The sequence below is a fragment of the Asaia bogorensis NBRC 16594 genome, assembly GCF_001547995.1.
Classification (GTDB): domain Bacteria; phylum Pseudomonadota; class Alphaproteobacteria; order Acetobacterales; family Acetobacteraceae; genus Asaia; species Asaia bogorensis.
In genome coordinates this window covers 1,320,461-1,332,631 of record NZ_AP014690.1, presented here as the reverse complement: position 1 = coordinate 1,332,631, position 12,171 = coordinate 1,320,461, and the positions used below count along the sequence as shown (strand labels likewise).

10 protein-coding genes are annotated in these 12,171 nt (G+C 61.0%); 6 read left to right on the top strand and 4 right to left on the bottom strand.

The window, feature by feature from the left end; all coding sequences use genetic code 11:
- Positions 1–54: 54 nt before the first annotated feature.
- Both rpsT and mutM read right to left on the bottom strand, forming a co-directional pair.
- Complete coding sequence (gene rpsT, locus Asbog_RS05955; protein WP_023977402.1) at positions 55–324, bottom strand: 30S ribosomal protein S20; 270 nt, start codon at positions 322–324, stop codon at positions 55–57.
- Positions 325–459: 135 nt separating this feature from the next.
- Positions 460–1,329 (bottom strand): bifunctional DNA-formamidopyrimidine glycosylase/DNA-(apurinic or apyrimidinic site) lyase, encoded by an 870-nt coding sequence (gene mutM / locus Asbog_RS05950; RefSeq protein ID WP_062165736.1) that lies wholly within the window; start codon positions 1,327–1,329, stop codon positions 460–462.
- A 30-nt stretch (positions 1,330–1,359) separates the two neighbouring features.
- Here mutM and Asbog_RS05945 point away from each other — a divergent pair, with 30 nt between their 5' ends.
- Genes Asbog_RS05945 through Asbog_RS05925 form a run of 5 tightly spaced genes read left to right on the top strand, consistent with a single transcriptional unit; the run spans position 1,360 to position 6,908 of the window.
- Positions 1,360–2,145, top strand: a complete 786-nt coding sequence (locus Asbog_RS05945) for a class I SAM-dependent methyltransferase (RefSeq protein ID WP_062164429.1) — start codon at positions 1,360–1,362, stop codon at positions 2,143–2,145.
- Positions 2,146–2,151: 6 nt separating this feature from the next.
- Complete coding sequence (gene coaBC, locus Asbog_RS05940; RefSeq protein ID WP_062164428.1) at positions 2,152–3,354, top strand: bifunctional phosphopantothenoylcysteine decarboxylase/phosphopantothenate--cysteine ligase CoaBC; 1,203 nt, start codon at positions 2,152–2,154, stop codon at positions 3,352–3,354.
- Positions 3,355–3,360: 6 nt separating this feature from the next.
- On the top strand, positions 3,361–3,822 hold the full coding sequence (gene dut / locus Asbog_RS05935) for a dUTP diphosphatase (protein ID WP_062164427.1): 462 nt from the start codon (positions 3,361–3,363) through the stop codon (positions 3,820–3,822).
- A 36-nt stretch (positions 3,823–3,858) separates the two neighbouring features.
- A complete protein-coding gene (locus Asbog_RS05930; RefSeq protein ID WP_062164426.1) occupies positions 3,859–5,574 on the top strand; it encodes an ABC transporter permease subunit in 1,716 nt (571 codons plus the stop codon).
- Positions 5,571–6,908, top strand: a complete 1,338-nt coding sequence (locus Asbog_RS05925; RefSeq protein WP_371861675.1) for an ABC transporter ATP-binding protein — start codon at positions 5,571–5,573, stop codon at positions 6,906–6,908. Before Asbog_RS05930 ends, Asbog_RS05925 begins: the two co-directional genes overlap by 4 nt.
- 124 nt (positions 6,909–7,032) lie before the next feature.
- Here the strand turns inward: Asbog_RS05925 and msrA are convergent, their stop codons facing one another.
- A complete protein-coding gene (gene msrA, locus Asbog_RS05920; protein ID WP_023977409.1) occupies positions 7,033–7,578 on the bottom strand; it encodes a peptide-methionine (S)-S-oxide reductase MsrA in 546 nt (181 codons plus the stop codon).
- Positions 7,579–7,585: 7 nt separating this feature from the next.
- The gene (locus tag Asbog_RS05915; RefSeq protein ID WP_231944697.1) at positions 7,586–9,469 is read right to left on the bottom strand and encodes a CocE/NonD family hydrolase; all 1,884 of its coding nucleotides are present in this window, start codon (positions 9,467–9,469) and stop codon (positions 7,586–7,588) included.
- Positions 9,470–9,714: 245 nt separating this feature from the next.
- Here Asbog_RS05915 and ilvD point away from each other — a divergent pair, with 245 nt between their 5' ends.
- The gene (ilvD, locus tag Asbog_RS05910) at positions 9,715–11,565 is read left to right on the top strand and encodes a dihydroxy-acid dehydratase (protein ID WP_062164425.1); all 1,851 of its coding nucleotides are present in this window, start codon (positions 9,715–9,717) and stop codon (positions 11,563–11,565) included.
- Positions 11,566–12,171: the final 606 nt, after the last annotated feature.

The following is a 12,171-nucleotide window of genomic DNA, read 5'->3' as shown; positions in this document are numbered from 1 at the left end:
TCTGTAGGCTCAGACCGGGGAGTGCCTCGGAAAAGGCACCGCCCTGTTATCTGATCAGGCCGAAGCCAGAGCCTTGATGCGAGCCGAAAGGCGCGACAGCTTGCGGCTGACGGTGTTGGCGGCGAGAACGCCCTTGCCAACAGCGCGCTGCATTTCCGGCTGGGCAGCACGCAGAGCGTCGTTTGCTGCAGCCTTGTCACCCGAAAGGATGGCGCTCTCGACCTTCTTCACGAAGGTACGGACGCGGGACATGCGGGAAACGTTACGCTCACGGCGACGCTCGTTCTGACGGATGCGCTTGCGCGCAGAGGCGGTGTTAGCCATTTCTACTCTTCAGCCCTGTTCTGTTCGGCTTGTTAGGTCGTCTTGCAACGACAATAAAGCATACCGGCCAATCATCTCTAAAAGAGACGCAGAGCCAGCGGAGGGCTCGCCTTTAGTCCAGTTTCACGCTGCCAGTCAAGCGTCCTCTAAAGAAAGTGGCAGCTGACGCCGCGGACAATAGAAGCTTGACCGCCCTGCCTGCACCAGACGACGGATTCCCCCGCACGCCGGAAAGCCCGGACATTCGGGACAGGGCTCCCCTTCGCGGCCATAAACCTGATGCAGATCCTGAAACGCTCCCTTTTTTCCTTCGGCATCCACATAATCGCGCAAGGTGGATCCCCCTGCATCGATTGCCTCGCGCAGCACGGCGGGGGTGATTTCTGCAATACGGGCAATCTGCGTTTCATCCAGAGACGAGGCCAGACGTTCGGGATGAATTCCGGCGCGATACAGGATCTCGCATACATATATATTGCCGAGCCCGGCGACGACATGCTGGTCGAGCAAGGCTGTCTTGATGGGCGCGCGCTTGCGATGAAGCTTTTCATAGAGATACGCAGCATCAAAGCCGGGTTGAAGCGGATCAGCGCCAAGCTGTCGCAGCAGGGGGTGCTCTCGCTCCCGCCCTGCATCGGCCAGCAGGAAGCAACCGAAACGCCGTGGGTCGACAAGGCCGATATGTGTTCCATTATCGAGCCTGAGTGTGACATGCTCATGGCGCTGAGGCTGATAGGCCCTGCCCTTTGCTAAGCCGGGCGTGATTCTTATCCGCCCGCTCATGCCAAGGTGTATCAGCAGGGTCGGGCCACGCATGAGGGCAATCAGCATGTATTTGCCCAGACGGGTTGAATCACGGATCTTCTTGCCATCCGCCCGGATCGAAAGATCATCGGGCACCGGCCAGCGCAGATCGTGACGCACCTCGGTGCTGATGATACGGCGACCGGCAAGCGCCGATCTTAATCCATTCAGGATGGTTTCAACTTCTGGTAGCTCTGGCATCTTGGGTGCCGACACTATATCCAGAGAGACATGACCGACAACGCATCATTTCCCCCTCCCGAATCAGCGCACGCCGACAGGGACGAGACCACCGATTTCGGCTATCGCTCTGTCCCGCGGGCTGAGAAGAAACCTCTGGTGCGCGCCGTGTTCGACAGCGTGGCGGGTCGCTATGACGTCATGAACGATGTGATGTCGCTTGGTATCCACCGCGTGTGGAAGCGCATTTTCATCAACACGCTCGCACCGCGCCGCGACCTGAAGCTGCTCGATCTGGCCGGGGGCACCGGCGATATCAGCTTTGGCTGGCTGCGTAGCAATGGCGGCCCTGTCCTGCTGACGGACATCAACGCCTCGATGCTCGAGGTCGGCCGGTCACGCGCTGCCAGCAAGGGATATCTGACGGATATCGAGTTCTCGGTTGTCGATGCCGAAGCCATTCCCCTGCCCGATCGCAGCGTCGATCGTGTTTCGATCGCTTTCGGGCTGCGCAACTGCACCGACAAGGATGCTGTCCTGCGCGAGGCCCGCCGCGTGCTGCGTCCGGGTGGCAAATTCTGCTGCCTCGAATTCTCCCATGTGCAGGTGGCGGCTCTGGCCCCGATCTACGATGCCTGGTCGTTTGGTGTTCTGCCCAAGATGGGCCAGATCATCGCCAAGGACTCCGAGAGCTATCAGTACCTGGCGGAGAGCATCCGCACCTTCCCCGAGCAGGAGGTGCTTGTCGAGATGATGCGCAATGCGGGCCTTGAAAAGGTCAGCTATCAGAATCTCTCTGGCGGTATCGCAGCCATCCATTCCGGCTGGAAGCTCTGATTTTCCATGCGCGCCCGGGTCATCCTGATCATTGGCGGTGGTATAGCTGCCTATAAATCACTGGAACTGATCCGGCTGCTGCGCCGGAGCGACATCGCGGTCGAGTGCGTATTGACGCAATCGGCCACGCATTTCGTGACGCCGCTCGCCGTGCAGGCTCTCTCAGGGGCGCCAGTGCATACCGAGCTGCTTTCCCTGGCCGAGGACAGCCAGATGGATCATATCGCGCTGTCCCGCAGCGCCGATCTGATTGTCGTCTGTCCCGCTACAGCCAATATGCTGGCCCGCATGGCGAACGGTCTGGCGGACGATCTCGCTACAACGCTACTGCTTGCGACCGATACCCCGGTGCTGGTCGCACCGGCGATGAATGTGCGCATGTGGCAACATCCGGCCACACAAACCAATCTGGCCACCCTGCATCAGCATGGTTGCCTCTTTGTCGGGCCGGATGACGGCGAGATGGCCTGTGGCGAGTTTGGTCCTGGTCGCCTGAGCACGCCGGAGACCATTCATGCGGCGATCGAGGCCGCATTGTTTCCCCATACGCCGCTCGCCGGTCGTCATGTGCTCGTCACGGCGGGGCCAACCCATGAGCCGATCGATCCCGTGCGGTTCATCGCCAATCACTCATCGGGCAAGCAGGGCTACGCCGTGGCAGAGGCTTGTGCGCGGCTTGGTGCGCGGGTCACGCTCGTCAGCGGGCCGACAAACCTGCCCTGCCCCGAATCTGTGACAGGCATCGATGTGCAGACAGCACGCGAAATGCTGGCGGCGTGCGAAGCCGCCCTGCCAGCTGATGTCGCAATCTGCGCGGCTGCGGTGGGCGACTGGCGCATGCGAGACATCGCCACGCAAAAGCGCAAGAAAATACCCGGCCAGCCTCAGACACTCGTCCTTGTCGAAAACCCGGACATTCTGGCAACACTCTCGGCGACCAGACCGGAGCGCCCGGAGCTTGTTATTGGCTTCGCCGCCGAAACAGAGCACCTCGAGCACAATGCCACCAGCAAACGGGCGCGCAAGAACTGCGACTGGCTGCTGGCCAATGATGTTGGTGCGGATCACCGCATTTTCGGGGGGGATCGCAACAGGATCCTGTTTCTGTCCGATGCCGCGCCCGATTACTGGCCCGAAATGACCAAACGCGATGTCGCAGCGAAACTCGCCGCTCTGATCGCCGACCATTTTTCCTCTGCCTCAAGGTAAGGTTTCATGTCTCCGCTTCCCGTTGAACTCGTCAGGCTTCCTCATGCCGAGGGGCTCGACCTCCCCCATTATGCCAGCAGCGGGGCTGCGGGCATGGATCTGCTGGCCGCCATCGAATCGGATATGATTATCCGCGCCGGGGAACGCGCCCTCGTGCCTACAGGTCTCAAAATCGGCCTGCCCGCCGGCTATGAGCTGCAGATACGCCCGCGATCAGGTCTTGCGCTCAAGCATGGCATTACGCTGCCTAACACACCCGGTACGATCGACGAGGATTATCGTGGCGAGATCGGGGTGATCATCCTGAACACTGGCCGCGAGGATTTCATCGTGACACGCGGCATGCGCATTGCCCAGGCCGTTCTCGCTCCCGTCATTCGTTTGACATGGGTCGAGGTTTCCGAGTTGGATGAGACGGCACGTGGCACCGGGGGTTTTGGCAGCACAGGTATCCTGCGCACACCCTGACATCACCAATACGCCTCTGACGCGAGGAAGGAGAGCATGTCGCCATTTAAGGCGCGACGCGGCACACGCGGGCCGGATCGGAAGGCAGGACTGACAGCATCGCTTGTCGGTATCCTCGTCGTGGTGGCGGCGCTGGCCCTCGTCTCGCGCCTGGTTCCCGCGCAGCTAGCGGCCTTCCAGCATCACAGCATGACAACGCCCCATTTCCGCTCTCTGGCCGGGCTCGGGGTATTGCTGGGCGATCTGGGTCATACGACGCTGCGGATGATAGCGGCCACCGTAGTCGGCGCCCTGCTGGGTGCATGTCTCGCCCTTGCCGCAGCGAAGACCCCGCCTGTGCGCGGAGCAGTGCTTACCGCGCTGGGCGGTATGCATATGGTTCCGCTTCTCTGCCTCCTGCCCTTTCTGCATCTTCTCGGCTTCGAGGTTTCCGCTATCGGGATCACCGCGCTTTGCCTCGCTGCCCCCATTGCCAGTGCAGCCCTGGGCGCCTGGAGCACGATTCCCCGCGCGCTCGATGAAGCGGCCAGAGGGCTTGGTCTGACAAGCTGGCAGCGTCTCTGGCGGCTTGAAGCCCCTTATGCCATCCCGGATTGTGTAACGGCCCTTGCCCGCACCATGCCGCTGGCCTGGTCGCTTCTGATGGCTGCCGAAATGCTGCCGGTAAACGGCACATTGCCGACACGCCCCGGGCTTGGAACCCACGCGGCGCAGGCCGCGGCTCTGGGGTCGTTCTGGGAGTGCCTGCTGGCGGCCGGGCTTATCGGTGTTCTTGCCTACCTTTACGATAGCTGCCTTGTCTTTCCCTGGCAGATCTGGGCGGATCGATATCGCCTGCGCCCGGTTTTCGAGCATGTGGCCGATCCCTGGATGCTCAAACTCTGGCGCCGTACCCGCCTGCTCAAGATCGCCGGTGAGCATATGCGGCGCTGTCTTGCATGGCTGGGCGATATGCCGATCGGCCGTCGTGGCTTCCGCCCTTCTGGCGCGACACATTCGGCCTCACCGCTGATCGGGCTCTCATCGCTGGCTTTTGCCCTGCTGATCGTGATGGGCTTTTTCTACCGCCATCATGCGCTCGGGCTGCATGATCTCGTTGTCGTGGCCGAGCAGAGCCTTGTCTCGGCCCTGCGCATGACGCTCGCCCTCCTCCTTGCTCTTGCGCTGTGGCTGCCGCTGGGTGTCTGGCTCGGCCTGACGGCACGGCGCGCCGAGATCGCGCGCATGGTGACGCGCTTTCTGGCGCTCTATCCAAAAAACATCCTGTTCCCGCTGCTGTGCCTCGGCCTGACATTGCTTGGGTTGTCGCGCTTCGTCTGGCCGCTCGTTCTGTGCTTTTTTTTCATCCAGTGGCTTTTGCTGGCCCAGATCCTGCGCGGTATGAGGAGCTTTCCGGTTGATCTGCTGCAAGCCGCCCAGAACATGCAGATTCGCGGCTGGCTCTGGTGGCGCAAGATCGTTCTGCCCGGCATCGCCCCCATCCTGCTTGAGGCCGTCAGCGCGGCTTCGATGACGGGATGGACCATTCTGATCCTTGCCGAACGTTCGTCCTGGGCCCTTCACGGTGAGGATGGCGGCGGCATTGGGGCATATGTGGCCAGAGCCATCGAGAATGGTGATCTGCCACGCGTCGTGCTTGGGGCTGCCGTTATCACCCTGTGCATTGCGCTGGGAGAATTCATGGTCTGGCATCCCATCCGCCTGCAGATCCGCCGCCGTATCCCGTCATCCCTGAGCCCGCCCGCCAAATGAGCATGGAGCCCGTCATGCAGGAAAGCCTGCTCTCGATCCGCAATTGCCTGCAGGTTTATCAGAAGGAGAGCAGCACCGACCTCCCCGTGCTTGAGGATGTCAGCTTTGACCTCCATGCGGGTGAAATCGTCGGGCTCGTCGGGCGTTCAGGCTCCGGCAAATCCACGCTTTTGCGTATCGCCTCAGGACTGATCCCGCCCAGCGCTGGAGAGATTCTCTGGAAAAGCCAGAAGCTGACCGGGCCGACACCCGACATCGCCATGGTCTTTCAGTCCTTCGCGCTGTTTCCCTGGCTTACGGTCCAGCAGAATATTGCGCTTGGGCTCGAAGCCAAGCGTCTGCCGCGTCTTGAATGTGAACAGCGCTGCGATGACATGATCGATCTCATCGGCCTCAATGGCTATGAGAACGCGTTGCCCAAGGAGCTTTCCGGGGCCATGCAGCAGCGCGTGGGGCTGGCCAGGGCTCTGGTCATGCAGCCAGACCTGCTGTTGATGGATGAGCCTTTTGCTTCGCTCGACATGCTCACCGCGGAAAACTTACGGACGGACCTGATCGAGCTCTGGTCGGAGAAAAGACTGCCGACACGCGCCATGATGCTCGTGACCCATAACGTGGAAGAGGCCGTGTTGATGTGTGACCGCATCCTGCTTTTTTCATCCAACCCGGGGCGAGTCTCGCATGAGCTGACGGTACCGTTTCCCCATCCGCGCAACCGTGACGACGCCGCATTCCGGCACTTCGTCGATCATATCTATACCCTCATGACACGCAGGGCGCCCCTCATCTCGGAAGCCAGTCTTGAAAGTGGCACCGCTGCGCCGCCCCCCCATCCCATGGCGCTGGTCCTTCCGCCCATCCCCATCAATGTCCTTGTCGGCCTGCTCGAATCGCTGGCAGCCGCCCCGCTCAACGGACGAGCCGATCTGCCCCACCTTGCCGAGCGCCTTCAGATGGCGCTCGATGATCTGTTTCCGCTCGGTGAGTCCCTGCAGCTTCTCGAACTGGCCGAGCTCGAGGATGGTGACATTCTCATCACCGAAGCGGGCGCCCGTTTCGTCCTGGCCGATCAGGATGAGCGTCGGGAAATCATGCGCACGGCGCTGCTTCATCATATCCCGCTCATCCGTTCGATACGCGCCGTGCTCGATGAACGCTCCGGGCATCGCACCGGGGCGGATCGCTTCCGGGAAGAGCTGGAAACCACCATGTCGCCGGGCTACGCCGAGCAAACGCTCATGACGGCGACCAACTGGGCACGCTACACCGAGTTATTCGATTTCGATGAGGAAGCCGATCAGTTCATGCTCGATCGGGAGGCCACCGGGTACTGAACGATCAGCCTCAGATTGGTTCCGGCGACACCCGGCGCCGTGACGATACCGCTTGAGGCCCGCACTGCGAGACATCAAGCCGGCCCGCCATGATATGCGAGCCGGTTGGGTCAGATGACTCTGATCAGGCCTTCAGGCGATCGCGATACATCTTGCGGGCTTTCGCGACCTTCGGGGCAACCACAGCACTGCAATAAGCTGTCTCGGGATTGCGCGCGAAGTAGTCGTGATGCTTTTCCTCGGCTTCCCAGAACACAGCGGGGCCGGCAATTTCGGTCACGATCGGATCTGGCCAGATTCCTGAAGCCTCGATTTCCTGCGTAACCTCGCGGGCGATGGCGTCCTGTGCCTCATCCAGCGCGAAAATGACCGAGCGATACTGCGTCCCGATGTCATTGCCCTGACGGTTGAGCTGGGTCGGATCGTGGGTGGTGTAGAACACGCGAAGGATGTCGCCGTAGCTGATTTCCTGCGGATCAAACACGACTTCCACTACTTCCGCATGGCCCGTCGCGCCTGAGCAAACCTGCTCGTAGCTCGGGTTCTCGCGTCGGCCGCCGGCATAGCCGGGCTGAGCGGACTTGACCCCGCGCAACCCGGTGAAGATCGCTTCGGTGCACCAAAAGCACCCGCCCCCGATCAGGGCTTTTTCCACAACTGCCTCGCTCATGCGCGCCTCACTGGTTTACAACTGGAAGATAGATGCTGCTGGCCTGAGCCCCACCGTGAGAGATGGTCTGCGTTGCAGTCTTGTAGTCTGCCGCCTTAGCATCGAAGATGTTCGAGACATAGGTTTGGGGGTTGCGATCGTAAAGGGGGAACCAGCTCGACTGGATTTGCACCATGATACGATGGCCCGGCAGAAAGACATGGTTCACCGCAGGCAGGGTGAACTTGTATTCCTCGACCTTGTTCGCAGGGATCGCCGCGGGATGCGCGAAATCGTGACGGTAGCGACCACGGAAGATATCCATGGAGACCGCCAGCTCGTAACCGCCCATTTCGGGACGATCGGCGGTGACGCCAGGATAGACATCGATCACCTTCACCACCCAGTCGGCATCCGTCCCTGTTGTTGCAGCGAACAGATCCGCTGTCGGCACGCCTGATACACGCACCGGATGATCCAGAACCGGCGTCTGATAGGTCAACACATCGGGGCGGGATTCTGCAAAACGCTGATCGCTGACCAGCCAAGGCTTCCAGCGCGCGCCATCGGCAAAGCTGTACGGCCGCGTCATGAATGGCACCGGGTGGGACGGATCGGAAACATAGCTGTCGGACCCAGGCTTGGCACGCTCGAAGCTCAACCCGTTTGCTTCACCCAGATAGAGGCGCTCACCCGTACCTGCACAGCTCTCACCGCAATTTCCCAGCCAGCCACGCAAATGATCCCAGCGGTTATCGCCCGTATTATAGATGATGGCGTCGTCAAAATTGACCTTGGCGCTGCCGGGCTTGAGATACTGGTCAAAGAACGGACGCATCACATGGCTGCGATACCAGAGCGCCGTATCGCCGTTGAAATGCAGCGGGCCGAGTGTCGAGCCATCGTAATTCACACCGCTATGGCGCCACGGCCCCATGACGAGGATATTCGGCGCCTTGGGGTGGTCCTTGCGCAGCATCATCCAGCTATGGATGGCGCCCCACATATCTTCCTGGTCCCAAAGCCCCTGCTCCCAGATGGTCGGTACGGTGAGAGGGTGCTTTGCCAGAAGCTTGTCGAGCGCCTGGTCCTGCCAGAAAGCGTCATAGGCCGGATGAGCCTTGGTACGCTGCCACCACGGAAACTGGTCGAGCCCCGCCTTGGTCGCAAAAGCGCCTGCCGACCCGGCTTCGAGGAAGTTCGTATAGTCGTCGGCGTTCTGGCGAGGGATACCGTCGCCCTCGCCTTTCTTCGTCATCTGCATGGTGAAGTAGTCGAAGCTTCCCTGCCGGAAGGCACCGTAATGGAACCAGTCATCACCCATCCAGCCATCGACCATGGGGCTTTCAGGGGCAGCCACCTTGAGCGCCGGATGGGGGTTGAGAAGTGCCATCACCACGGTCCATCCTTCATAGGACGACCCGGTCATGCCCACACGGCCATTGCTCTGCTTCACGTTCTTGATAAGCCAGTCGATCGTGTCCCACGCATCGGTGGTGTCGTCGGTCTTGCTGGGGTTGAGCGGGCCGATGGGCGGGCGCGTCATGACATAGTCGCCCTCCGACCCATATTTGCCGCGCACGTCCTGAAAGACGCGAATATAGCCGCCATCGACAAAGACGCCGTCACCCTGTGGCAGCACGTTGCGCATCTCGGCAGCGCCCGAGACACGATCAGCGCGCTCGGAAGCATGATAGGGCGTGCGCGTCAGCAGGATCGGGGCTTCATGGTCCCTGGCTGCTTTTGGAATGACGATAACCGTGTGCAGCTTCACACCGTCACGCATCGGGATCATGACATCCTGCTTGATATAATCGCGCGCCGTCTCTGGCATCTGGACATGGGCAGGAATATCGGAGCCGCGCTGCACCATATCAGGCGTGACAGGAAGACCGTTTCCTCCCTGGGCCAGAGCTTGCGAGGCCCCTAGCAAACAGGAGGTCACAAGAAGCAGGGATCGGGTCAAATGGCCAACGCGCACGCGGTTTTTCCTCTGGTTCAATGACAAGCGGCGCGATGATTGAACAGACTTCCCCTTGCGGCAAGCGATTGGCCACGTTATTTCGCACAGAGTAATAAAAATACTCGTGCGGGCTCGTTGCTATTGCATTTCATGCGCAACACGCCCCCTCACTCCAGCTCTCCCGGATCAGTCTCATGCCTGCCTATCGTTCCCGCACCACCACCCACGGCCGCAACATGGCCGGTGCCCGCGCGCTCTGGCGTGCGACGGGCATGACGGACAAGGATTTCGGCAAGCCCATCATCGCGGTTGCCAACTCCTTCACGCAGTTCGTGCCCGGTCATGTGCATCTCAAGGATATGGGGTCGCTGGTCGGTGGGGCGATTGCTGAAGCCGGTGGCATTGCGCGCGAGTTCAACACCATCGCGGTGGATGACGGGATCGCCATGGGCCATGGCGGCATGTTGTACAGCCTGCCCTCGCGCGAGCTGATCGCCGATTCAATCGAATACATGGTCAATGCCCATTGCGCCGATGCGCTGGTGTGCATCAGCAATTGCGACAAGATCACGCCAGGCATGCTCATGGCCTCGCTGCGTCTGAACATCCCGGTCGTGTTCGTCTCGGGCGGACCTATGGAAGCCGGCAAGCTGGATGGCCCCGGCATCAATCGCAAGCTCGATCTCGTGGATTCCATGGTTGCCGCCGCCAACCCGAAAGTATCGGATGCGGAATCGGAAGCCATCGAGCGTTCCGCCTGCCCGACCTGCGGGTCGTGCTCGGGGATGTTCACCGCCAATTCGATGAACTGCCTGACCGAAGCACTCGGTCTTTCCCTGCCGGGCAATGGCAGTCTGCTCGCCACCCATGCTGACCGCCGCGAGCTCTTCCTTGAGGCCGGACGTCTGGTCGTGTCGCTAGCCCGTCGCTGGTATGAGCAGGATGACGCAACCGCCCTGCCGCGCAGCATCGCCACCAAGGCAGCTTTCGAGAACGCCATGACGCTCGATATCGCCATGGGTGGTTCGACCAACACGGTTCTGCATCTGCTGGCTGCCGCGCGTGAGGCCGGGGTGGATTTCCACATGGCCGATATCGACCGTCTGTCGCGCAAGGTGCCCAATCTGTGCAAGGTCGCGCCTGCGAAGAATGACGTGCATATGGAAGACGTGCATCGCGCTGGCGGCATCCCGGCCATTCTGGCCGAACTCGCCCGCTGCGACCTTATCGATACAACCGCCCATACCGTCCATGCGCCGACCCTCCGGGACGCGTTGAAGAAATGGGATATTCTTGAAGGCGATGACGACGCCTGCACGCGCTTTCTGGCCGCACCGGGCGGCGTACGTACCACCCAGGCCTTCTCGCAATCCAGCCGCTATCATGCGCTCGACACCGACCGTCAGCACGGCGTGCTGCGCGATCGCACCCATGCTTTCTCGCAGGATGGCGGACTGGCTGTGCTCTACGGCAACCTCGCCGAAGCGGGCGCCATCGTGAAAACGGCGGGCGTTGTGGATAGCCTCCTTACCTTCACCGGGCGGGCCCGCGTATTCGAAAGTCAGGAAGACGCCGTGTCAGGCATTCTGGCAAACAGGATTGTCGATGGCGATGTGGTGGTCATCCGCTATGAGGGCCCCAAGGGCGGCCCCGGCATGCAGGAAATGCTCTACCCGACCAGCTATCTAAAATCCAAGGGTCTGGCCGAGACCTGTGCGCTGATCACGGATGGTCGCTTCTCGGGCGGCAGTTCGGGGCTCTCGATCGGTCATATCTCACCCGAAGCAGCCGAAGGGGGATTGATCGGCCTGATCGAGGATGGCGACCAGATCGAAATCGATATCCCGAACCGCGTGCTGCGTGCCGTGGTGGCGGCTGATGTGCTGGAAGCCCGTCGCGCTGCCATGGAAGCAAAGGGGGATGCCGCCTGGACCCCGGATCGCGTGCGCGAGGTCTCCCCGGCGCTGCGAGCTTATGGCCTTCTCACCACCAGCGCCGCCAACGGTGCCGTGCGCGATCTGAGCCAAATCTCGCGCAAGGGCTGACCCACTGGCCATGATTCCGGCTTACCCGAGGATCATGGCCTGCTCTACCGTAGAGACGTGCCTGGAAACGCTTGCAACAGAAGGCATCAATACGGCAGGAGTGCAGGGGCTGACCTGTGTCGTTGAGATCTGAGGATAAACCTGTGCCCTGTAAGAGAACGCTAGGCGAGCCTCCCGCCCCGGTAGGCAACCGCCAACAGGCGGTCTCTCGCAAAAGAACATCCTGAAACAGACCGTTCATCCCTTCCCTAACCGGGATGATCGGCTGTCCTCTCCGCGTCCAAGAGCGTTCACGCACCTGTTCCGGGCTGCCACAGATCACGGGTCATCGCGACACCGAAAGACAATCATGGTGGGGCCATGACCAAGCACGAGAGACTCACCCATACCCCGCGCGCGTTGCTGGCGGCCCTGCCGGGACATCGCCACCTGCGGCAGAGAAGATTTCCGCAATCGAGGCGGAAAACACTTGGCGCTCCTGACAGCCCGAAGAGGCCTTTTGCCCTTTTCGAATCCTTGGTGGCTTTGCAATACGGTATTGCCACGCCGCAAACATTTCGAATTAATATCATTCTCTCCCCGATTATAGACTTTCCGTCAGACCGG

Excerpts from the sequence above, each read along its gene's own strand:
- rpsT (WP_023977402.1), bottom strand. The coding sequence starts at position 324 with ATGGCTAACACCGCCTCTGCGCGCAAGCGCATCCGTCAGAACGAGCGT.
- mutM (WP_062165736.1), bottom strand. The coding sequence starts at position 1,329 with ATGCCAGAGCTACCAGAAGTTGAAACCATCCTGAATGGATTAAGATCG.
- Asbog_RS05945 (WP_062164429.1), top strand. The coding sequence starts at position 1,360 with ATGACCGACAACGCATCATTTCCCCCTCCCGAATCAGCGCACGCCGAC.
- coaBC (WP_062164428.1), top strand. The coding sequence starts at position 2,152 with ATGCGCGCCCGGGTCATCCTGATCATTGGCGGTGGTATAGCTGCCTAT.
- dut (WP_062164427.1), top strand. The coding sequence starts at position 3,361 with ATGTCTCCGCTTCCCGTTGAACTCGTCAGGCTTCCTCATGCCGAGGGG.
- Asbog_RS05930 (WP_062164426.1), top strand. The coding sequence starts at position 3,859 with ATGTCGCCATTTAAGGCGCGACGCGGCACACGCGGGCCGGATCGGAAG.
- Asbog_RS05925 (WP_371861675.1), top strand. The coding sequence starts at position 5,571 with ATGAGCATGGAGCCCGTCATGCAGGAAAGCCTGCTCTCGATCCGCAAT.
- msrA (WP_023977409.1), bottom strand. The coding sequence starts at position 7,578 with ATGAGCGAGGCAGTTGTGGAAAAAGCCCTGATCGGGGGCGGGTGCTTT.
- ilvD (WP_062164425.1), top strand. The coding sequence starts at position 9,715 with ATGCCTGCCTATCGTTCCCGCACCACCACCCACGGCCGCAACATGGCC.